This window comes from Clostridioides sp. ES-S-0123-01 (assembly GCF_020658415.1).
Lineage (GTDB): Bacteria > Bacillota > Clostridia > Peptostreptococcales > Peptostreptococcaceae > Clostridioides.
In genome coordinates, this window is sequence record NZ_JACVWD010000010.1 from 55,809 (window position 1) to 77,770 (window position 21,962).

Annotated in this window: 33 protein-coding genes; all 33 read left to right on the forward strand. The window is 33.7% G+C overall.

Annotation, left to right across the window (positions count from 1 at the left end; genetic code table 11):
• The first annotated feature begins 11 nt into the window (after positions 1-11).
• The 33 genes from rpoC (at position 12) to rpsM (ending at position 21,941) form a co-directional block, all read left to right on the forward strand.
• On the forward strand, positions 12-3,497 hold the full coding sequence (gene rpoC / locus IC175_RS18065) for a DNA-directed RNA polymerase subunit beta' (protein WP_227437041.1): 3,486 nt from the start codon (positions 12-14) through the stop codon (positions 3,495-3,497).
• Positions 3,498-3,784: 287 nt separating this feature from the next.
• A complete protein-coding gene (rpsL, locus tag IC175_RS18070) occupies positions 3,785-4,207 on the forward strand; it encodes a 30S ribosomal protein S12 (RefSeq protein ID WP_227437039.1) in 423 nt (140 codons plus the stop codon).
• A 123-nt stretch (positions 4,208-4,330) separates the two neighbouring features.
• Positions 4,331-4,801, forward strand: coding sequence for a 30S ribosomal protein S7 (rpsG, locus tag IC175_RS18075; RefSeq protein WP_227437037.1), 471 nt, complete (start codon positions 4,331-4,333; stop codon positions 4,799-4,801).
• Between the two features lie 48 nt (positions 4,802-4,849).
• On the forward strand, positions 4,850-6,916 hold the full coding sequence (gene fusA, locus IC175_RS18080; RefSeq protein WP_227437035.1) for an elongation factor G: 2,067 nt from the start codon (positions 4,850-4,852) through the stop codon (positions 6,914-6,916).
• Positions 6,917-7,007: 91 nt separating this feature from the next.
• Positions 7,008-8,201 (forward strand): elongation factor Tu, encoded by a 1,194-nt coding sequence (gene tuf / locus IC175_RS18085; RefSeq protein ID WP_227437055.1) that lies wholly within the window; start codon positions 7,008-7,010, stop codon positions 8,199-8,201.
• A 370-nt stretch (positions 8,202-8,571) separates the two neighbouring features.
• Complete coding sequence (rpsJ, locus tag IC175_RS18090) at positions 8,572-8,883, forward strand: 30S ribosomal protein S10 (RefSeq protein ID WP_054268679.1); 312 nt, start codon at positions 8,572-8,574, stop codon at positions 8,881-8,883.
• 93 nt (positions 8,884-8,976) lie between these two features.
• Positions 8,977-9,606, forward strand: coding sequence for a 50S ribosomal protein L3 (gene rplC / locus IC175_RS18095; protein ID WP_227437029.1), 630 nt, complete (start codon positions 8,977-8,979; stop codon positions 9,604-9,606).
• A 29-nt stretch (positions 9,607-9,635) separates the two neighbouring features.
• Positions 9,636-10,259, forward strand: a complete 624-nt coding sequence (gene rplD, locus IC175_RS18100) for a 50S ribosomal protein L4 (RefSeq protein WP_227437028.1) — start codon at positions 9,636-9,638, stop codon at positions 10,257-10,259.
• Positions 10,259-10,549: a 50S ribosomal protein L23 gene (rplW, locus tag IC175_RS18105; protein WP_003421170.1), complete on the forward strand. Its 291-nt coding sequence runs from the start codon at positions 10,259-10,261 to the stop codon at positions 10,547-10,549. The genes rplD and rplW overlap by 1 nt, the downstream gene beginning before the upstream one ends.
• Positions 10,550-10,578: 29 nt before the next feature.
• Complete coding sequence (gene rplB / locus IC175_RS18110; protein ID WP_227437027.1) at positions 10,579-11,409, forward strand: 50S ribosomal protein L2; 831 nt, start codon at positions 10,579-10,581, stop codon at positions 11,407-11,409.
• A gap of 34 nt (positions 11,410-11,443) precedes the next feature.
• Positions 11,444-11,725, forward strand: a complete 282-nt coding sequence (rpsS, locus tag IC175_RS18115) for a 30S ribosomal protein S19 (protein WP_003421166.1) — start codon at positions 11,444-11,446, stop codon at positions 11,723-11,725.
• Between the two features lie 31 nt (positions 11,726-11,756).
• Complete coding sequence (gene rplV, locus IC175_RS18120) at positions 11,757-12,092, forward strand: 50S ribosomal protein L22 (protein WP_009887891.1); 336 nt, start codon at positions 11,757-11,759, stop codon at positions 12,090-12,092.
• Between the two features lie 22 nt (positions 12,093-12,114).
• On the forward strand, positions 12,115-12,933 hold the full coding sequence (gene rpsC, locus IC175_RS18125) for a 30S ribosomal protein S3 (protein ID WP_227437025.1): 819 nt from the start codon (positions 12,115-12,117) through the stop codon (positions 12,931-12,933).
• Between the two features lie 35 nt (positions 12,934-12,968).
• The gene (rplP, locus tag IC175_RS18130) at positions 12,969-13,400 is read left to right on the forward strand and encodes a 50S ribosomal protein L16 (RefSeq protein ID WP_003421160.1); all 432 of its coding nucleotides are present in this window, start codon (positions 12,969-12,971) and stop codon (positions 13,398-13,400) included.
• A gap of 1 nt (position 13,401) precedes the next feature.
• Positions 13,402-13,605, forward strand: coding sequence for a 50S ribosomal protein L29 (rpmC, locus tag IC175_RS18135; protein ID WP_003421158.1), 204 nt, complete (start codon positions 13,402-13,404; stop codon positions 13,603-13,605).
• 23 nt (positions 13,606-13,628) lie between these two features.
• Complete coding sequence (gene rpsQ, locus IC175_RS18140; protein WP_003421156.1) at positions 13,629-13,883, forward strand: 30S ribosomal protein S17; 255 nt, start codon at positions 13,629-13,631, stop codon at positions 13,881-13,883.
• 25 nt (positions 13,884-13,908) lie between these two features.
• Positions 13,909-14,277: a 50S ribosomal protein L14 gene (gene rplN, locus IC175_RS18145; RefSeq protein WP_003421155.1), complete on the forward strand. Its 369-nt coding sequence runs from the start codon at positions 13,909-13,911 to the stop codon at positions 14,275-14,277.
• 23 nt (positions 14,278-14,300) lie between these two features.
• Positions 14,301-14,606, forward strand: coding sequence for a 50S ribosomal protein L24 (gene rplX, locus IC175_RS18150; protein WP_227437031.1), 306 nt, complete (start codon positions 14,301-14,303; stop codon positions 14,604-14,606).
• A 29-nt stretch (positions 14,607-14,635) separates the two neighbouring features.
• Positions 14,636-15,178, forward strand: coding sequence for a 50S ribosomal protein L5 (gene rplE / locus IC175_RS18155; protein ID WP_003421151.1), 543 nt, complete (start codon positions 14,636-14,638; stop codon positions 15,176-15,178).
• A gap of 17 nt (positions 15,179-15,195) precedes the next feature.
• Positions 15,196-15,381, forward strand: coding sequence for a type Z 30S ribosomal protein S14 (locus IC175_RS18160; RefSeq protein WP_003421149.1), 186 nt, complete (start codon positions 15,196-15,198; stop codon positions 15,379-15,381).
• A gap of 32 nt (positions 15,382-15,413) precedes the next feature.
• Positions 15,414-15,812, forward strand: coding sequence for a 30S ribosomal protein S8 (rpsH, locus tag IC175_RS18165; RefSeq protein ID WP_003421148.1), 399 nt, complete (start codon positions 15,414-15,416; stop codon positions 15,810-15,812).
• Positions 15,813-15,842: 30 nt separating this feature from the next.
• Positions 15,843-16,385: a 50S ribosomal protein L6 gene (gene rplF / locus IC175_RS18170; protein WP_003435668.1), complete on the forward strand. Its 543-nt coding sequence runs from the start codon at positions 15,843-15,845 to the stop codon at positions 16,383-16,385.
• 35 nt (positions 16,386-16,420) lie between these two features.
• Positions 16,421-16,789, forward strand: coding sequence for a 50S ribosomal protein L18 (gene rplR / locus IC175_RS18175; RefSeq protein WP_227437023.1), 369 nt, complete (start codon positions 16,421-16,423; stop codon positions 16,787-16,789).
• A gap of 20 nt (positions 16,790-16,809) precedes the next feature.
• Complete coding sequence (rpsE, locus tag IC175_RS18180) at positions 16,810-17,319, forward strand: 30S ribosomal protein S5 (RefSeq protein ID WP_227437021.1); 510 nt, start codon at positions 16,810-16,812, stop codon at positions 17,317-17,319.
• 14 nt (positions 17,320-17,333) lie between these two features.
• Positions 17,334-17,519 carry a 50S ribosomal protein L30 gene (gene rpmD / locus IC175_RS18185; RefSeq protein WP_227437019.1) on the forward strand — a complete coding sequence of 62 codons (186 nt, stop codon included), beginning with the start codon at positions 17,334-17,336 and terminating at the stop codon, positions 17,517-17,519.
• 32 nt (positions 17,520-17,551) lie between these two features.
• Positions 17,552-17,995 (forward strand): 50S ribosomal protein L15, encoded by a 444-nt coding sequence (rplO, locus tag IC175_RS18190; protein WP_003421135.1) that lies wholly within the window; start codon positions 17,552-17,554, stop codon positions 17,993-17,995.
• 43 nt (positions 17,996-18,038) lie between these two features.
• The gene (gene secY, locus IC175_RS18195) at positions 18,039-19,307 is read left to right on the forward strand and encodes a preprotein translocase subunit SecY (protein ID WP_227437017.1); all 1,269 of its coding nucleotides are present in this window, start codon (positions 18,039-18,041) and stop codon (positions 19,305-19,307) included.
• 16 nt (positions 19,308-19,323) lie between these two features.
• A complete protein-coding gene (locus tag IC175_RS18200) occupies positions 19,324-19,974 on the forward strand; it encodes an adenylate kinase (RefSeq protein ID WP_227437015.1) in 651 nt (216 codons plus the stop codon).
• Positions 19,975-20,721, forward strand: a complete 747-nt coding sequence (map, locus tag IC175_RS18205; protein WP_227437013.1) for a type I methionyl aminopeptidase — start codon at positions 19,975-19,977, stop codon at positions 20,719-20,721.
• Between the two features lie 21 nt (positions 20,722-20,742).
• The gene (locus IC175_RS18210) at positions 20,743-21,012 is read left to right on the forward strand and encodes a KOW domain-containing protein (protein ID WP_227437012.1); all 270 of its coding nucleotides are present in this window, start codon (positions 20,743-20,745) and stop codon (positions 21,010-21,012) included.
• 37 nt (positions 21,013-21,049) lie between these two features.
• Positions 21,050-21,268, forward strand: a complete 219-nt coding sequence (gene infA, locus IC175_RS18215; protein WP_003421127.1) for a translation initiation factor IF-1 — start codon at positions 21,050-21,052, stop codon at positions 21,266-21,268.
• Positions 21,269-21,303: 35 nt separating this feature from the next.
• A complete protein-coding gene (gene rpmJ, locus IC175_RS18220; protein ID WP_002509257.1) occupies positions 21,304-21,417 on the forward strand; it encodes a 50S ribosomal protein L36 in 114 nt (37 codons plus the stop codon).
• A 152-nt stretch (positions 21,418-21,569) separates the two neighbouring features.
• A complete protein-coding gene (gene rpsM / locus IC175_RS18225; protein ID WP_227437009.1) occupies positions 21,570-21,941 on the forward strand; it encodes a 30S ribosomal protein S13 in 372 nt (123 codons plus the stop codon).
• The last annotated feature ends 21 nt before the right edge of the window (positions 21,942-21,962 follow it).

Consider the following 21,962-nt stretch of genomic DNA (forward strand, 5'->3'; position numbering starts at 1 on the left):
GAGAGAACTCCTTGTTTGAATTAAACAATTTCGAGTCGATAAAAATAGCATTGGCTTCTCCAGAAAAAATAAGACAATGGTCTAGAGGAGAAGTTAAAAAGCCAGAAACTATAAATTACCGTACTTTAAAACCAGAAAAAGATGGTCTTTTCTGTGAAAGAATATTTGGACCACAAAAAGACTGGGAGTGCCATTGTGGTAAATATAGAAGAGTTAGATACAAAGGTGTAGTTTGTGATAGATGTGGAGTAGAAGTAACTAAATCGAAAGTAAGAAGAGAAAGAATGGGACATATAGAGCTAGCAGCTCCTATGTCTCACATCTGGTACTTTAAAGGTATACCAAGTAGAATGGGACTTTTACTTGATATGTCACCAAGATCATTGGAAAAAATACTATACTTTGCTTCATATGTAGTAGTTGATCCAGGAGAAACTGGATTGAATGAGAAGCAGTTATTGACAGAAAAAGAGTATAGAACTGCTCTTGAAAAATATGGATATACTTTTACTGTAGGTATGGGTGCTGAAGCTGTAAAGATATTGTTACAAAACATAGACTTAGAGCAACAAAGCAAAGACCTAAGAGCGGAATTAAAAGACAGTACAGGACAAAAGAAAGTTAGAACAATAAGAAGATTAGAAGTTGTAGAAGCATTTAAAAAATCTGGGAATAAACCAGAATGGATGATTTTAGATGCGATACCAGTAATACCACCAGATTTAAGACCAATGGTACAACTTGATGGTGGAAGATTTGCAACTTCAGACTTAAATGATTTATATAGAAGAGTTATAAACAGAAATAATAGACTTAAGAGATTATTAGAGCTTGGAGCTCCAGATATAATTGTAAGAAATGAAAAGAGAATGCTTCAAGAAGCAGTTGATGCATTAATAGATAATGGTAGAAGAGGTAGACCTGTAACAGGGCCTGGAAATAGACCACTTAAGTCTTTATCAGATATGTTAAAGGGTAAACAAGGTCGTTTCCGTCAAAACTTACTTGGTAAGCGTGTTGACTACTCAGGACGTTCTGTTATAGTTGTTGGACCAGAACTTAAATTCTATCAATGTGGTCTTCCAAAGAAAATGGCACTAGAACTATTTAAGCCATTTGTTATGGATAAACTAGTTAAAGAAGGATATGCACATAATATAAAAAGTGCAAAATCTATAGTAGAAAAAGTTAAGCCAGAAGTTTGGGATGTTTTAGAAGATGTTATAAAAAGCCATCCAGTTCTTCTTAACCGTGCGCCGACTCTGCATAGATTAGGTATACAAGCATTTGAACCAATCTTGGTTGAAGGTAAAGCTATAAAGCTACATCCACTTGTGTGTACAGCTTACAATGCAGACTTCGATGGTGACCAAATGGCAGTCCATGTACCTTTATCAGTAGAAGCACAAGCAGAAGCAAGATTCTTAATGCTTTCTGTAAACAACATTCTTGCTCCTAAAGATGGTTCTCCTATAACTACTCCATCTCAGGATATGGTTTTAGGTTGTTATTATCTAACAATAGAAGCACAAGATGATGCTAAAGGAACAGGAATGGTATTTAAAGACTTTAATGAGCTATTACTTGCTTATTACAATAAATCAGTTCATCTACATGCGTTAGTAAAACTAAAGGTGACTCTTGAAGATGGAAGAAGTTCATTAGTTGAAAGTACAGTTGGTAGATTTATATTTAATGAAAGCATACCTCAAGATTTAGGATTTGTAGATAGAAATGAAAACCCATTTGCTCTAGAAGTTGACTTCTTAGCAGATAAAAAATCTCTTGGTAAAATAATAGATAAGTGCTTTAGAAAACATGGAAATACAGAAACAGCGGAATTACTAGATTATATAAAATCTCTAGGATTTAAATATTCTACATTAGGTGGTATAACAGTTGCTGTTGCTGATATGAGTGTTCCAGAAGAAAAGAAAGTATTTATAGCTGAGGCAGAAGAAAAAGTTGATAAATATGAAAAAGCATACAGAAGAGGTTTAATATCTAATGAAGAAAGATATGAAAAAGTTATAGAGACATGGACAGAAACAACTGATAAGGTTACTGATGCTCTTATGGGTGGACTAGATAGATTAAACAATATATATATAATGGCACATTCAGGAGCCAGAGGTTCTAAAAACCAAATTAGACAGCTAGCAGGTATGCGTGGTCTTATGGCCAATGCATCTGGTAAAACAGTTGAGATACCAGTTAAATCTAATTTCCGTGAAGGTTTATCAGTACTTGAATACTTTACATCTTCACATGGTGCCAGAAAAGGTCTTGCCGATACAGCTATACGTACGGCTGAATCTGGATACTTAACAAGAAGACTTGTTGATGTAAGTCAGGATGTTATTGTAAGAGAAGTAGATTGCGGAACAGAAGATACTACAGAAATTTATGCTATAAAAGAAGGAAATGAAGTTATAGAAGAAATATATGATAGAATTGTAGGAAGATATACTATAGACCCTATATTAAATCCTGAAACTGGTGAAGTTATAGTTGAAGCTGATGCTATGATACAAGAAGATGAAGCAGAAACTATAGTAGATTTAGGAATTGAAAAAATTAGGATAAGAACAGTTCTTAACTGTAAAACTAATCATGGAGTTTGTTCTAAGTGCTATGGTAGAAACTTAGCTACAGGAAAAGAAGTTAATATAGGTGAAGCAGTTGGTATAATAGCAGCTCAATCTATAGGTGAGCCGGGTACTCAGCTTACAATGCGTACATTCCATACTGGAGGGGTTGCAGGAGCCGATATAACTCAAGGTCTTCCAAGGGTTGAAGAATTATTCGAAGCTAGAAAACCAAAAGGTTTAGCTGTAATAACTGAAGTATCTGGTAGAGTTGAAATAGATGAAACTGGAAAGAGAAAAGAAGTAAATGTAATACCAGAAGAAGGCGAAACTCAAACATATGTGATACCATATGGTTCTAGATTAAAAGTTAAGCAAGGACAGATATTAGAAGCTGGAGATCCTTTAACACAAGGATTTATAAATCCTCATGATATAGTAAGAGTAAAAGGTGTTAAAGGTGTTCAAGAATATATAGTTAAAGAAGTTCAAAGGGTTTATAGACTTCAAGGGGTTGATGTTAACGATAAGCATATAGAAGTTATAGTAAGACAAATGCTATCTAAAGTTAAAGTTGAAGACCCAGGAGATACAGATTTATTACCAGGTGGATATGAAGATGTATTAACATTTAATAGATGTAACGAAGAAGCTATAGCTAAAGACTTAAGACCAGCAGTTGCTAAAAGAGTATTACTTGGTATAACTAAAGCATCTCTTGCAACTGATTCATTCTTATCAGCAGCTTCATTCCAGGAAACAACAAGAGTATTAACAGAAGCTGCAATAAAAGGTAAAGAAGACCACCTAATAGGGCTTAAAGAGAATGTTATATTAGGTAAGCTAATACCAGCAGGAACAGGAATGAAGAAATATAGAAATATAGCTGTTGAAAAAATTGAAGATTAATGGCAGATAGAGTAAAGAAATCTTGACAACCATTATTTGTGGTGTTAAAATAGTAAAGTGTGTTGTTTAAAAGTACACTAAGGGCTTATATGAGCTCTTAGTGACTTTTAAATGGCAATAAACAAGAACTAAAAGCATCAAGCTAGAAAAATGCTAATATCACATATTCATGTGTTATAGACATTAAATTGTAAGTAACAAATGTTACAATCAGTCAGTATGAGTATTCATATTGATGTAGTTGGCGGTCACTGATAAGATCGAAAATTTGGAAGGAGGTGCAGATGATGCCAACAATTAACCAATTAGTTCGTAAAAGTAGAAAAGCAGTTGAAAAGAAATCTACTGCTCCAGCATTACAAAAAGGTTACAACTCTTTAAACAAGAAAGTAACTGACGCTAGTGCTCCACAAAAAAGAGGGGTTTGTACTTCAGTAAAAACAGTTACTCCTAAGAAACCTAACTCAGCTTTAAGAAAAGTTGCCAGAGTTAGATTAACTAATGGTATAGAAGTTTCTGCTTATATACCAGGAGAAGGACATAACTTACAAGAGCATAGTGTTGTTCTTATAAGAGGCGGAAGAGTAAAAGACCTTCCAGGGGTTAGATACCATATACTAAGAGGTACTTTAGATACAGCAGGTGTTGATAAGAGAAGACAATCAAGATCTAAGTATGGTGCTAAGAAACCTAAGGACGCTAAAAAATAAAAACAATTAATGATTGATTATAGTTCGGTGCTTTAAATATATAGATATTTATGGCATCACGGCATTAAATAATTTATGTCGAGTACCTATGATTTAAGTTAAATAATTAAGGAGGGAAGCGAAATGCCAAGAAAAGGTAATGTTCCAAAGAGAGAAGTTTTACCAGATCCTATGTATGGGAGTAAGGTAGTTACTAAATTAATAAATAATTTAATGGTAGACGGAAAAAAAGGAAAGTCTCAAACAATAGTTTATGATGCTTTCACAGTTATTGCTGAAAAAACAGGAGAAGATGCTTTAGAAGTATTTAATAAGGCAATGGATAATATAATGCCTGTTTTAGAAGTAAAAGCAAGAAGAGTTGGTGGGGCAAACTACCAAGTACCAATCGAAGTTAGACCTGAAAGAAGACAAACATTAGGTTTAAGATGGTTAGTAAAATACACTAGAGCTCGTGGAGAAAAAGGAATGGTTGATAAATTAGCTAAAGAAATAATGGACGCAGCTAACAACACAGGAGCTTCAGTTAAGAAAAAAGAAGATACTCATAAAATGGCAGAAGCTAATAAAGCATTTGCTCATTATAGATGGTAGGATATATAGATATCTTATAAAATTGAGGATATCATAAGGAGGATAACCATGGCTAGAAAGTTTCCTTTGGAAAGAACTAGGAATATAGGAATCATGGCTCATATAGATGCAGGGAAAACTACTACTACAGAAAGAATCCTGTTTTATACTGGGCAAACTCATAAGATAGGAGAAACTCATGAAGGGGCTTCTCAAATGGACTGGATGGAGCAAGAAAAGGAAAGAGGTATAACAATAACTTCTGCCGCTACTACTGCTTCATGGAAAGACCATAGAATAAATATAATAGATACTCCTGGACACGTGGACTTCACAGTTGAAGTTGAAAGATCTCTAAGAGTTCTTGACGGTTCAGTTGCTGTATTCTGTGCAAAAGGTGGGGTTGAACCTCAATCTGAGAATGTATGGAGACAAGCTGAAACTTATGGAGTACCTAGAATAGCTTTTGTAAATAAAATGGATATATTAGGCGCAGATTTCTACAATGTTGTAAGCATGATGAAATCTAGATTAAATTCTAATGCAGTTCCTATGCAATTACCAATAGGTAAAGAAGATTCATTTATAGGTATAATAGACTTATTAAAAATGGATGCTGTTATATACAAAGACGACTTAGGTGTTGAAATGGAAGAAACAGACATACCAGAAGATATGAAAGAATTAGCTACAGAGTGGAGAGAAAAATTAGTTGAAGCAGTAGCTGAAACTGACGAAGAGTTAATGATGAAATATCTTGAAGGTGAAGAACCTACTATAGATGAACTAAAAGTTGCTATAAGAAAAGCTACTATAGCGTGTGAGATGAACCCAGTTTTCTGTGGTACAGCTTATAGAAACAAAGGTGTTCAGTTAGTAATAGATGCAGTTTTAGATTACTTACCAGCACCAACTGATATAGCAGCTATAAAAGGTATATTGGAAGATGGAGAGGAAGCTGAAAGACATTCTTCTGATGAAGAGCCATTCTCTGCATTAGCATTCAAAATAATGACTGACCCATTTGTTGGAAAACTAGCGTTCTTCAGAGTTTACTCTGGAACATTAGAATCTGGTTCTTATGTTTTAAATGCAACTAAGAATAAGAGAGAAAGAATTGGTCGTATACTACAAATGCATGCCAATACAAGAGAAGAAATAACTAAAGTTTATGCTGGAGATATAGCAGCAGCAGTAGGATTAAAAGATACTACTACTGGAGACACATTATGTGATCCTGCTAATCCAATAATACTTGAATCTATGGAATTCCCTGAGCCAGTTATATCTGTTGCTATAGAACCAAGTTCTAAAGCAGCTCAAGAAAAAATGGGTATAGCTCTTCAAAAATTAGCTGAAGAAGACCCAACTTTCACAGTTAAAACTGACCAAGAAACAGGACAAACTATAATATCTGGTATGGGTGAATTACACTTAGAGATAATAGTAGATAGATTATTAAGAGAATTTAAAGTAGAAGCTAAAGTTGGTGCTCCACAAGTTGCATATAGAGAAACTATAACTCAACCAGTTGATGTTGAATACAAGTACTCTAAGCAATCAGGTGGTAGAGGACAATATGGTCACGTTAAGATTAGAGTTGCTCCTCAAGAGCCAGGTGAAGGATACAAATTCACAAACAAAACTGTTGGTGGATCTGTACCAAAAGAATATGTTGGTCCAGTTGACATGGGTATACAAGGAGCTATGCAATCTGGTATAGTTGCTGGATATCCAGTTGTAGACGTTGCTGTTGAGTTATATGATGGTTCTTACCATGAAGTTGACTCTTCTGAAATGGCGTTCAAGATGGCTGGTTCAATGGCATTCAAAGATGCTATGAAGAAAGGTAATGCAGTTCTTTTAGAGCCTTACTTTAAAGTAGAAGTTGTTACTCCAGAAGATTACATGGGAGATGTTATGGGTGACTTAAACTCAAGAAGAGGATTAATCCAAGGAATGGAAGCAAGAAGTGGTGCACAAGTTATAAATGCATTTGTTCCACTTTCAGAAATGTTTGGATACTCTACAGACCTAAGATCTTCAACTCAAGGTCGTGCAACTTATACAATGATATTCGATCACTATGAACAAGTTCCAGCTTCAGTTGCTAAAAAGATAGCTGAAGGAAAATAATTTAAAAATTAATTAATAATATAAATATAAAAAATAATCAGCAAGACGAGACTTGTCTCGTCTTGCACAAGATAAAGGGAGGAAATTCAAAATGGCTAAAGCTAAATACGAAAGAACAAAACCTCATGTTAATATAGGGACAATAGGACACGTTGACCATGGTAAAACTACATTAACAGCAGCAATAACAAAAACATTATATGACAGATACCAATTAGGAGAAGCAGTAGATTTCGCAAACATAGATAAAGCTCCAGAAGAAAGAGAAAGAGGAATCACAATATCAACAGCACACGTTGAGTATGAAACTCCAAACAGACACTACGCACACGTTGACTGCCCAGGACATGCTGACTACGTTAAGAACATGATAACAGGAGCAGCACAAATGGACGGAGCAATATTAGTTTGTTCAGCAACAGATGGACCAATGCCACAAACAAGAGAGCATATACTATTATCAAGACAAGTTGGAGTACCATATATAGTAGTATTCTTAAACAAATGTGACATGGTAGATGATGAAGAGTTATTAGAACTAGTAGAAATGGAAGTAAGAGATTTATTAACAGAATATGATTTCCCAGGAGATGATACTCCAATAGTAAGAGGATCAGCATTAATGGCATTAGAAGATCCAAAGAGTGAGTGGGGAAATAAAATAGTAGAATTATTCGAGCAAATAGATGAATATATACCAGCACCAGAAAGAGATACTGACAAACCATTCTTAATGCCAGTAGAAGACGTATTCTCAATCACAGGAAGAGGAACAGTTGCAACAGGAAGAGTGGAAAGAGGAGTATTAAAAGTACAAGACGAAGTAGAATTAGTAGGATTAACAGAAGCACCAAGAAAAGTAGTAGTAACAGGAGTAGAAATGTTCAGAAAATTATTAGACCAAGCACAAGCAGGGGACAATATAGGAGCATTATTAAGAGGAGTACAAAGAAACGAAATAGAAAGAGGACAAGTACTAGCAAAGACTGGATCAGTAAAAGCACACACAAAATTTACTGCAGAAGTATATGTACTTAAAAAAGAAGAAGGTGGAAGACATACACCATTCTTTGATGGATATAGACCACAATTCTATTTCAGAACAACAGATGTAACAGGAGCTTGTAAGTTACCAGATGGAATAGAAATGGTAATGCCTGGAGATAACGTAACAATGGAAGTAGACTTAATAAATTCAATAGTTGTAGAAGAAGGATTAAGATTCTCAATAAGAGAAGGTGGAAGAACAGTAGCTTCAGGAGTTGTTGCTACAATAATCGAATAATCTTTTACTAAGCTAATTGATTTCATATAAAAAAAGAGGGGGTTTAACCTCTCTTTTTTGTTTTTTGTTGACAAGTAGCAATAAAGCATATATACTAAACTAGTGCCTTGAGATAGATTCATAATCAAGTTTAAGGTTATAATGTTGTAAGAGAAAATAAAATTGAAAAAAACATAAAAAAAACTTGAAAAAATGTAACAGATGATATAAAATATAATAGTGTGCTTGAGAGATTAAGAAAATAAGAATTAAATCCTAGTGAAATACGAACTGATGTCGATTTGAAAGTTACAACACACCCGGAGCAGTGTATCGGTATTAGTTGTACGCAACTTGAAAATTAAACACGTGATAAAGGAGGGAAAACAAAATGGCTAAGAATGAAAAAATAAGAATAAGATTAAAATCATATGATCACAAATTATTAGATTTTTCAGCAGGTAAAATAGTTGAAACTGCTAAAAAGGCTGGATCACAAGTTTCAGGACCTGTGCCTCTACCAACAGAAAAACAAATTGTAACTATATTAAGAGCCGTACATAAGTACAAAGACTCTAGAGAACAATTTGAAATAAGAACTCATAAAAGACTAATCGACATAGCTAATCCAACACCTAAAACAGTTGACTCATTAATGAGATTAGACTTACCAGCAGGTGTAGATATAGAAATAAAATTATAAGAACCCCTAAGATATTATCCTATAGGTAACTATCTTAGAATGATTACTTCTAAAATGATGTAATCCGCTGTAAGAATTATAGGAGGTGCTAATATGAATGGAATATTAGGAAAAAAAGTTGGTATGACTCAAATATTCACTGATAAAGGTGTAGTTATACCTGTAACAGCTGTTGAAGCAGGACCTATGGTCGTTACTCAAATAAAAACAGTTGATAAAGATGGATACAATGCTATACAAATAGGTTTTGAAGATGCTAAAGAAAAATCTTTAAACAAGCCTAAAAAAGGACACTTAGCTGCTGCTAATGTTTTAAAGAAACATTTAAAAGAGTTTAGAGTAGATTCTGTAGAAGGATACACAGTTGGACAAGAAATAAAAGCTGATGTATTTGAAGCAGGTGCAAAAATAGATGTTACTGGAATAAGTAAAGGTAAGGGATTCCAAGGTCCAATAAAAAGACATGGACAAAGTAGAGGTCCTGAATCTCACGGTTCTAGATACCACAGAAGACCAGGTTCAATGGGAGCTTGTTCTTACCCAGGTAGAGTATTTAAAAACAAAAAATTAGCTGGACACATGGGAAGCGTAAAGGTAACAGTTCAAAACTTAGAGGTTGTGAAAGTAGATGCTGATAAGAACCTTATATTAGTTAAGGGAGCTATACCAGGAGCTAAAGGTTCAGTAGTAACTATAAAAGAAGCTGTAAAGGTTTCTAAATAATGACTAACCTAGAGAAAGGAGGAATAACAATGCCAAAATTAAATGTACTAAATGTTAGTGGACAAAACGTTGGAGAAATAGAATTATCAGATTCTATATTTGGCGTAGAAGTTAATGGACATGTTTTATATGAAGTTGTAAAAAATCAATTAGCAAATAAGAGACAAGGAACTCAATCTGCTAAGACTAGAGCAGAAGTTAGAGGTGGCGGAAGAAAACCTTGGAAACAAAAAGGAACAGGTAGAGCAAGACAAGGTTCTACAAGATCTGTACAATGGGTAGGTGGAGGAGTTGCTTTTGCACCTAAACCAAGAAGTTACAAATATACATTACCTAAGAAGGTAAGAAGATTAGCTATGAAGAGTGCTTTATCTTCAAAAATACAAAATAGTGAAGTTATAGTATTAGATGCATTAAACATGGATGCTCCTAAAACTAAAGAATTCGCTCAAATATTAAATAATATAAATGCTGCTAAAAAAGCTTTAGTAGTTATAGCTGATAAAAATGATAATGTAATAAAATCAGCTAGAAATATAGAAGGTGTTCAAACTGCATTAGTTAATACTATGAATGTATATGATATATTAAAATATGATTCATTTATAATAACTACAGATGCTGTTAAAAAAGTGGAGGAGGTGTACGCATAATGACTAATCCACATGATGTAATAATAAGACCAGTTGTAACTGAGCACAGTATGGCTGAAATGGGTGAAAAAAAATACACTTTTGTTGTGGCTAAAGATGCGAACAAAACTGAAATAAAAAAAGCAGTAGAAAAAGTATTCGGAGTTAGTGTTGATAAAGTAAATACTTTAAACTACGATGGAAAAGTTAAAAGAATGGGTAGAACTCAAGGAAGAACAGCAAGCTTTAAGAAAGCAGTAGTTAAATTAACTGCTGATAGTAAAGAAATAGAATTCTTCCAAGGAATGTAATATTATAACAAACGAAGGAGGGAAAACAGATGGCTATAAAAAAGTTTAGACCAACTTCTCCTGCCTTAAGACAAATGACAGTTTTAGTTTCTGAGGAAATAACATGTAACCAACCAGAAAGATCTCTTTTAGTTAACTTAAAGAAAAATGCTGGTAGAAACGTACATGGTAGAATAACTGTTCGTCATAGAGGTGGAGGACAAAAAAGAAAATATAGAATAATAGATTTTAAAAGAGATAAAGATGGTATACCTGCTAAGGTTGCTACTATAGAATATGATCCAAACAGAACTGCAAATATTGCATTATTAAACTATGCTGATGGAGAAAAAAGATATATATTAGCTCCAGTTGGAATCAACGTTGGAGATACTATCTTATCAGGATTAGGTGCTGATATAAAACCAGGAAACTGTTTAGCATTAAAAGATATGCCAGTTGGTACTATCATTCATAATATAGAATTAAAGCCAGGAAAAGGAGCTCAATTAGTTAGATCTGCTGGAGTTTCTGCACAATTAATGGCTAAAGAAGGAAAAAATGCTTTATTAAGATTACCATCAGGTGAAATGAGATTAGTAAGCATAAACTGTAAAGCTACTATAGGACAAGTTGGAAATATAGAGCACGGTAACGTAGTTATTGGTAAAGCAGGTAGAAAAAGACATATGGGAATAAGACCTACTGTAAGAGGTTCTGTAATGAACCCTAATGACCATCCACACGGTGGAGGGGAAGGTAGATCTCCAATAGGTAGACCATCTCCTGTTACTCCATGGGGTAAACCAGCTCTTGGATACAAAACTAGAAAGAAAAACAAAGCTTCAAATAAGTTAATAGTATCAAGAAGAACTAAGTAGTAAATTTATTTTTGCTCGGAAAGGAGGAATATAAATGTCAAGATCAACTAAAAAAGGACCTTTTGTCCATGCAAGACTTTTAAAGAAAATAGAAGCTATGAATGCTAGCGGAAATAAAGAAGTTATAAAAACTTGGTCAAGATCTTCAACTGTATTTCCACAAATGGTAGAAAACACTATAGCTGTTCATGATGGAAGAAAACATGTTCCAGTATATATAACAGAAGATATGGTTGGACACAAATTAGGTGAGTTCGTTCCTACTAGAACTTTCAAAGGACATAAGGATGACGAAAAATCTAATAAGAGAAAATAATTAAATTATGACTAAGAAAGGAGGAATAACAATGGAAGCAAAAGCTACTGCTAAATATGTACGTGTATCACCAAGAAAAGCAGGCCAAATCTGTGACCTTGTTAGAGGAAAGAATGTTGATGAAGCATTAGCGATATTAAAGTTCACTCCAAGAGGAGCAGCTTCAATAATAGCTAAAGTTGTAAAGTCAGCTAAAGCTAACGCAGAAAACAATCACGAAATGGATACTGAAAAATTATATATAGCATCAATAGTTGCTAATCAAGGGCCAACAATGAAGAGATTCATGCCTAGAGCTATGGGTCGTGCAACTACAATAAGAAAAAGAACTTCTCATATAGAGGTTGTTGTGAAAGAAAAAAAATAATTAATAGATAGGAGGGAAAGTAATGGGTCAAAAGGTTAATCCACACGGCTTAAGGGTCGGTGTTATAAAAGATTGGGACTCAAGATGGTTCGCTACTGATAAAAAAGAGTTCGGAAACTTATTATTAGAAGACCATAATATACGTAAATTCTTAAAGAAAAGATTATACTCAGCTGGAGTTGCTAGAATAGAAATAGAAAGATCAGCTAATAAAATAAAAATGGACTTACATGTTGCTAAGCCAGGAGTAGTTATAGGAAGAGCTGGTGCTGGAATCGAAGCATTAAAAGTTGAATTAGAAAAAATGACAAAGAAAAGTATAATAGTTAACATAGTAGAAGTAAGAAGTACAGATAAAAATGCTCAATTAGTAGCTGAAAATATAGCTTTAGCTATAGAAAGAAGGGTTGCTTTCAGAAGAGCAATGAAACAAGCTATACAAAGAGCAATGAAATCTGGTGCTAAAGGGATAAAAGTTTCTGCTTCAGGAAGATTAGGTGGAGCTGAAATGGCTAGAACTGAAGGTTATAGTGAAGGAAATGTGCCACTACAAACTTTAAGAGCAGATATAGATTATGGTTTCGCTGAAGCTGATACTACTTATGGAAAAATAGGTATAAAAGTTTGGATATGTAATGGTGAAGTTTTACCAACTAGAGATGGTGTAAATCCAAGAGAAGAAAGCAGAAAGAGCGACAGAAGAGACAACAAGAGAGATAACAGAAGAAACGATAGAAGAGGAAACGATAACAGAGGAAACTACAGAGGACAAAAACCTCAAGGTGGACAAAGACCTCAAGGTGGATCAAGACCTCAAAGAACTGAAAACAAAGGAAATTAATAATAGTTAGGTTCAAGGAAGGAGGAAAAATACTCATGTTAATGCCAAAAAGAGTAAAGCGTCGTAGAGTTCATAGAGGAAGTATGGCTGGGCAAGCTCATAAAGGTAACAAAGTTACTTATGGTGAGTTTGGATTAGTAGCTTTAGAAGCTTCTTGGATAACTTCTAATCAAATAGAAGCTGCCAGAATCGCGATGACTAGATATATAAAAAGAGGGGGAAAGGTTTGGATAAAAATATTCCCTCATAAACCAGTAACAAGAAAACCAGCAGAAACTCGTATGGGTGCAGGGAAAGGTTCTCCAGAATATTGGGTAGCTGTAGTTAAGCCAGGAAGAGTTATGTTTGAATTAGCAGGTGTTTCTGAAGATAAAGCAAGAGAAGCTATGAGACTTGCTGCACATAAATTACCAATCAAATGTAAATTTGTTAAAAAAGAAGATTTAGAAGTAAAGGGTGGTGAATAGGATGAAAGCTAAAGAATTAAGAGATTTAACAAGCGAAGAGCTAATGAACAAATTAAACGACTTCAAAAGTGAATTATTTAGCTTAAGATTCCAATTAGCTACTGGTCAATTAGAAAATACAGCTAGAATAAAGTTTGTTAAGAAGGATATAGCAAAAGTTAAAACTGTTCTTGCTGAAAGAAAGTTATACGAAACTAGAGCTTAATTTGGAAAGGAGGCTTTTTAAACATGGAAAGAGGAAGAAGAAAAGTTAGAATAGGCCGTGTTGTTAGTGATAAGATGGATAAAACAATAGTAGTAGCTGTTGAAGAGTTCGTACGTCATCCACTATATAATAAACGTGTTAAGAGAACTAAGAAATTTAAGGCTCATGATGAAAAGAATATATGTAACATCGGAGATAGAGTTAAAATAATGGAAACTAGACCTTTATCTAAAGATAAGAGATTCAGACTAGTTGAAGTTGTTGAGAAAGTTAAGTAGTTTTTGAAGAAGGAGGGATTACGATATGATACAACAAGAATCACGTCTAAGAGTTGCTGATAACTCAGGAGCTAAAGAACTTTTATGTATACGTGTTCTAGGCGGAAGTAAAAGAAGATATGGTAACATAGGCGACGTTATAGTTGCTACTGTTAAAAGTGCAACACCTGGTGGAGTTGTAAAAAAAGGTAAGGTTGTTAAAGCTGTTATAGTAAGAAGCAAACAAGGCGTAAGACGTAATGACGGAAGCTATATATCTTTTGATGAAAATGCTGCTGTTATAATAAAGGACGATAAAACTCCAGTAGGAACTCGTATATTCGGGCCTGTTGCTAGAGAGTTAAGAGACAATGAATTCATGAAAATAGTTTCTCTTGCTCCAGAAGTACTATAATTAAGGAGGTGCAATAGGACATGATGCGTGTTAAAAAAGGTGACACTGTTGTAGTTATAGCAGGTAAAGATAAAGGTAAAAAAGGTTCAGTTTTAAAGGTATACCCTAAAGCTGATAAAGTATTAGTTGAAGGTGTAAACGTAATAACTAAACATCAAAAACCAAGTGCTATGAACCAACAAGGTGGAATAATAAACAAAGAAGCCCCAATACACATATCTAATGTAATGCCATTTGATCCTGAAACAGGAAAAGGCGTTAGAGTAAGATATGAAGTAAAAGATGGCACAAAAGTAAGAGTATCAGCAAAGAGCGGAAAAGAATTATAATAAATATTGCTTGAAAGGAGGGACCTTAAATGGCTTCTAGATTACAAGAAAAATACATGAAAGAAGTTGCTCCTGCTTTAATGGAGAAATTTGGATATAAAAACGTAATGGAGATACCTAAGTTAAACAAAATAGTTATTAACATGGGTATAGGTGACGCTAGAGAAAATCCAAAAGGATTAGAAAAAGGCGTTGAAGAATTAGAAATAATATCAGGACAAAAGCCTGTTATAACTAAAGCTAGAAAATCTGTTGCTAACTTCAAACTAAGAGAAGGAATGCCAATAGGAACAAAAGTTACATTAAGAGCTGACAAAATGTTCTACTTTATGGACAAATTAGTATCAGTTTCTTTACCAAGAGTTAGAGACTTTAGAGGTGTTAACCCTAATGCTTTTGATGGTAGAGGAAACTATGCTTTAGGAGTTAAAGAACAATTAATATTCCCTGAAATAGAATATGATAAAATTGATAAAGTAAGAGGAATGGATATAATATTCGTTACTACAGCAAAAACTGACGAAGAAGCTCGTGAATTATTAAAATTATTAGGAATGCCATTTTCTAAGTAAGCAAAGGAGGGATTCCCGTGGCTAGAAAAGCGATGGTTGTTAAACAACAAAGAAAGCAAAAGTACGCTACTAGAGAATACACTAGATGTACTATATGCGGAAGACCGCATTCAGTTTTGAAAAAATTTGGTATATGCCGTATATGCTTTAGAGAATTAGCTTATAAAGGTCAAATACCTGGTGTTAGAAAAGCAAGCTGGTAGAAGCTTGATTAGAATGGAAGGAGGGCTACAAAATGACAATGACAGATCCAATTGCAGATATGCTTACTCGTATAAGAAATGCTAATGTTGTTAAGCATGAAACTGTAGATGTTCCAGCTTCTAATATGAAGAAAGAGTTAGCTAGAATCTTATTAGAAGAAGGTTTCATAAGAGGTTATGATGTTATAGAAGATGGAAAACAAGGTATCATAAGAATACAATTAAAGTACGGACAAGAAGGCGAAAGAGTTATCACAGGTCTTAAGAAAATATCTAAGCCTGGAATGAGAGTTTACGCTGCTAACCACGAAATACCAAAAGTATTAAATGGATTAGGAATATCAGTAATATCTACTTCAAAAGGAATATTAACTGACAAGCAAGCTAGAAAAGAAAATGTTGGTGGAGAAGTAATCTGCTACGTTTGGTAATTAATATGAACAATGTAAGGAGGTGCGACCATGTCAAGAATAGGTGTTAAGCCAATAATAATACCAGCAGGTGTTGAAGTTACTATAGCTGAAGGAAATTTAGTTACAGTAAAAGGTCCAAAGGGAACTTTAACTAAACAATTAAGTGCTGAGTTAAATATAAAAAAAGAAGAAAATACAATAATGGTTGAAAGACCAACTGATAATAAAAAACACAGATCTTTACACGGATTAACTAGAACTTTATTAGATAATATGGTTGTAGGTGTAAATACTGGTTTCGAAAAGAAATTAGAACTAAAAGGTGTTGGATACAGAGCTCAAAAACAAGGAAAAAAATTAGTTATGAACTTAGGTTTCTCTCATCCAGTTGAAATGGAAGATCCAGAAGGAATAACTGTTGAAGCTCCAAACCAAACTGAGTTAATAGTAAAAGGTATAGACAAGCAATTAGTAGGAAACTATGCTGCTAAAATAAGAGCTTGGAGAAAGCCAGAGCCATACAAAGGTAAAGGTATAAAATACGTTGATGAAGTAATCAGACGTAAAGAAGGAAAAACTGGTAAAAAATAATACCAAAACTTAAACGCTAGAAAGGAGTGAGCTAGGTGTTAAAAAAGGCTGATAAAAATGCTAATAGACTTCAAAGACATAAGAGAGTTCGTAGAAAAATAAGCGGTACTGCTCAAAGACCAAGATTATGTGTATTTAGAAGTGCTAACAATATATATGCTCAAATAATAGATGACACAAACAGAGTAACTCTAGTTGCTGCATCTTCTTTAGAAGCAGAAGTTAAGAGTGCTGTTAATCATACAGGAAATAAGGAAGCAGCTAAGAAAGTTGGAGAATTAGTTGCTAAAAAAGCTGTTGAAAAAGGAATCACTGAAGTTGTATTTGACAGAGGTGGATACTTATATCATGGAAGAATTCAAGAATTAGCTGAAAGTGCTAGAGAAGCTGGTCTTAAGTTCTAATACGAAGGAGGGAAAAATACATGCTACGTCGTAAGCCGATAGATGCAGGACAACTTGACTTACAAGAAAAAGTTGTTGAAGTAAGACGTGTTACTAAGGTTGTAAAAGGTGGTAGAAACTTCAGATTTGCAGCGTTAGTAGTTGTTGGAGATGAAAACGGACACGTTGGTATAGGTGCTGGGAAAGCAATGGAAGTACCAGATGCTATAAAAAAAGCAGTTGAAGATGCTAAGAAAAATCTAATAGTAGTGCCAATGGTTGGGACTACAATTCCTCACGAAGTACGCGGACACTTTGGTGCTGGAAATATATTAATAATGCCTGCTGTAGAAGGTACAGGAGTAATAGCTGGGGGACCTGCTAGAGCCGTACTTGAGTTAGCTGGACTAAAAGACGTTAGAGCTAAATCTTTAGGATCTAACAATCCAAGAAATATGGTAAATGCTACAATAGAAGGACTTAATTCTCTAAAAACAGTTGAAGATATAGCTAAACTTAGAGGTAAAAAAGTTGAAGAACTTCTAGGGTAAGGAGGTAGTGTAAAATGGCTAAATTACAAATAAAATTAGTTAGAAGTGTTATAGGAACTACTCCTAACCAAAAAAAGAATGTTGAAGCGTTAGGATTAAGAAAAAGAGAACAAGTTATTGTAAAAGAAGACAATGCTCAAGTAAGAGGTATGATAAAAAAAGTAAGTCATTTATTAGAAGTAACTGAAATAGCTGAATAATTTTTAAAAAGTAGTGCAAGGAGGTGCAATCCATGAAGTTACATGAGTTAAAACCTGCTGAAGGTGCAGTGAGAGCTAAGAGAAGATTAGGTAGAGGTACTGCAACTGGACAAGGTAAAACTGCAGGACGTGGACAAAAAGGTCAATGGTCTCGTTCTGGTGGTGGAGTAAGAGTAGGGTTCGAAGGTGGACAAATGCCACTAGCTAGAAGACTTCCTAAGAGAGGTTTCAATAACATATTTAAGAAAGTTTACACAGAAGTTAATGTTGAAGTTTTAAACAGATTTGAAAATGGAACAGAAATAACTGCAGAATTATTAAAATCTACTAAAACTATAAGCAAAATAGGTAAAGATGGAATTAAAATCTTAGGTGAAGGTAATTTAGAAAAAGCTTTAACTGTTAAAGCTGCTAAATTTACAGCTTCAGCTCAAGAAAAAATAGAAAAAGCTGGTGGAAAAGCAGAGTTAGTATAATAACCTGCTAATCTCCTAGCCAGTACAGGCGGGGTGAATTAGCGTGCTGTCAAAATTAAAACAAGCTTGGAAGATTAAAGCAGTAAGAAAAAAAGTAATGTATACACTTATGATGATCGTGATATTCAGAATAGGTACTACAATACCAGTTCCAGGTATAGACACTAGTATTATACAAAAGATGGTAGGCGGCAATAGTCTACTTTCTCTGTATAATATGTTTACTGGTGGAGCATTTAGTAACTTTTCACTATTTGCTTTGGGTATAAGTCCATATATTACTGCATCAATCATAATACAGCTTCTAACAGTAGGTTTTGAAAGTTTAGCAGAACTTCAAAAATCTGGTGAAGAAGGAAAGAAAAAAATCAATAAGTACACTAAATATACAGCACTAGCTCTAGCAGTTGTACAAGCTTTGGGAATTACATTAGGAATTGTAAGAAGTGCTTTAATATCAAATAGTGTGTTTTTTATCACAACTGTTGTAATAACATTAGTTTCAGCAAGTATGTTAGTAATGTGGATTGGGGACAAAATTACCGAAAAAGGAATTGGTAATGGTAGTTCAGTAATAATATTTGCAGGTATTATATCAAGAATACCAACAGATGTTATTAAAATCGCACAACAAGTTAAATCTGGTCAAGTTGCACCTTGGGTAATAATACTTCTAATTGTAGTTATATTACTTACAGTTACAGGGGTTACATTTATACAAGAAGCGACTAGAAAGATACCTGTACAATATGCTAAAAGAGTTGTTGGAAGAAAAATGTATGGAGGACAAAGTTCTCATATACCAATGAAAGTTAACCAATCAGGAGTTATGCCTATAATTTTTGCTAGTTCACTTTTAGCTTTTCCACAAACAATAGCTATGTTTATGGGGGCAGATGCTCAAGCTTTTGTTCAAAAATACTTAAGTATGGCAACAGAACAAGGATTTTGGACATACAGATCAATTGAAATTCTACTTATAATTTTCTTCTCATATTTTTATACAACTGTATCATTCAATACAGAAGATATATCTAAAAATATGAAAAATAATGGTGGATTTATACCAGGTATTAGACCAGGTGAACCTACTATGGATTATTTAAATAGAATCTTAACAAGATTAACTTTAGCTGGAGCTACTTTCTTAGCAATAATTGCTATGGTACCAGCTCTTACAACACATTATATGAATGTCAATATGAGTCTAGCTGGAACTTCATTGCTAATCGTTGTTGGGGTTGCTTTGGAGCTTAAGAGACAGTTAGAGTCAAACTTAGTTATGAGAAGCTATCAAGGTTTCTTAAAATAAAATGGAGATGGATAATATGAGAATAATATTACTTGGACCTCCAGGTGCTGGTAAAGGTACTCAGGCGGCAGGAATAGTAGAAAAATACAATATACCTCATATATCAACAGGAGATATATTCAGAAAGAATATAAAAGAGGGAACAGAACTTGGAAAAAAAGCTAAAGAATACATGGATCAAGGTTTATTAGTACCAGATGAGTTAACTGTAGGTTTAGTTACTGATAGAATATCTCAAGAAGACTGTAAAAATGGATTTATGTTAGATGGATTTCCAAGAAATGTAGCACAAGGTGAGCATTTAGATGTATTCTTAAAAAATGCTGGTATAGTACTGGATAAAGTTGTCAATATTGAAGTTGATAAGAGCATATTAGTATCTAGAGCAGTTGGTAGAAGAATATGCAAGTCTTGTGGAGCTACTTATCATGTTGAGTTTAATCCTCCTAAAGTAAAAGGTGTATGTGATGTATGCCAAGGAGAATTGTATCAAAGAGCTGATGATAATGAAGAAACTGTATCTAAGAGAATACAAGTTTATCTAGATGAAACTAAGCCTTTAGTAGATTATTATAGCAAACAAGGTATAATAGCTGATATAAAAGGTGACCAAGCAATAGATAAAGTATTTGAAGATATTGTTGCAGCTTTAGGAAGTGGAAAATAAATGATTATCTTGAAATCAAAGAAAGAAATAGAACTTTTAAGAGAAGCAGGCAAAATTGTTGCTGATACTCATGAAGTTTTAAGAAAAGCTATTTCTCCGGGAATATCTACTTTAGAATTAGATAAAATAGCTGAAGAGAATATAAGAAAATACAATGCTGAACCTTCTTTTAAAGGATATGGAGGTTTTCCAGGAAGTATATGTGCTTCTATCAATAGAGAAGTTGTACATGGAATTCCAGGTGAGACTCTATTAAAGGAAGGAGACATTGTAAGCTTAGATATAGGAGCCTATTATAAAGGATATCATGGTGATTCTGCGAAAACTCATGGAGTAGGCATGATATCTGAAGAAGATAGGAAATTAATAGAAGTAACTAGAGAAAGCTTCTATGAAGGAATAAAATTTGCTAAATTAGGATATAGACTTTCGGATATCTCACACGCAGTACAAACACACGTTGAGAAACATGGTTTCTCAGTAGTTAGGGATTTGGTAGGACATGGAGTTGGAGCAAATCTTCATGAAGATCCACAGGTACCTAATTATGGACTCCCAGGAAAAGGACCAAGACTTAGAGAAGGAATGGTTATTGCTATAGAGCCAATGGTTAATGCAGGTCGTTATCATGTAAAGACTCTATCAGATGGGTGGACGACTGTTACAATAGATGGAAAAAAATCAGCTCATTATGAGCATACGATAGCAATTACTGAACATGAACCTTTGATATTGACAAAGTTGTAAATTAAGAAGTAGGTGAAAAAAGTGCTATCAGATAATTTAAGTATAGGTCAAGTTGTTAAGGTTTCATTAGGTCGAGATCAAGGAAATTTATTTTTCGTAGTCAAGATAATTAATAATGAATATGTATTAATAGCTGATGGAAAGAAAAGAAAACTTGACAAACCTAAGTTAAAGAAAGTTAAGCACTTAAAAAAATATAATTTTATTAATGATGAAGTTAGAAAAAGAGTAGTATCTGGACAAGAGATTACAGATTCTTTTTTAAGAGCTGAACTTACTAAGTTAAATTAGATAATTTAACTTATTGAAATGGAGGGCTGGTTAGTTAATGGCCAAAAAAGATGTTATAGAATTAGAAGGTACAGTTTCAGAAGCTTTACCTAATGCTATGTTTAAAGTTAAACTAGAAAATGGACATGAGATATTATGCCACATTTCTGGAAAGCTAAGAATGAACTTCATAAGAATTCTTGAAGGTGATAAGGTGAATGTTGAACTTTCTCCATATGACCTTACAAGAGGAAGAATCACTTGGCGTAAGAAGTAGACTATCTTGATATTTAGTCTAAGGAGGGATTAATAATGAAAGTTAGACCATCAGTAAAACCAATATGTGAAAAATGCAAAGTAATAAAAAGAAAAGGAAAAGTAATGGTTATCTGTGAAAATCCAAAGCATAAGCAAAAACAAGGATAAGAAATTATTACTAGTATTTTGTTAAATTTTATAGTATAATACTATATTGTGATGTTAACAAAAGAACGTTAAAATCGTTGAACAATCTGACGTAGGATTGATATATGATATGAAGTTTTAAACACTAAAAACTATGTGTAGGAGGTGCGATCATGGCAAGAATAGCTGGGGTAGATTTACCTAGAGAAAAAAGAGCGGAGATAGGCTTAACTTATATATATGGTATAGGTAAAGCAACTGCTAACGAAATATTAGCTAAAGCTGAGATAAATCCAGATACAAGAATAAAAGATTTATCAGAAGATCAAGTTAATGAGTTAAGAAAAGTTATAGATGACGATTTCTTAGTTGAAGGTGACTTAAGAAGAGAAATTGCTTTAAACATAAAGAGATTAAGAGATATAAAATGTTATAGAGGAATTAGACATGGTAAAGGTCTTCCATTAAGAGGACAAAGAACTAAAACTAATGCTAGAACTAGAAAAGGTCCTAGAAAAACAGTATCTCGTAAAAAGAAAAAATAATTAAATAATAATTAGATGAAG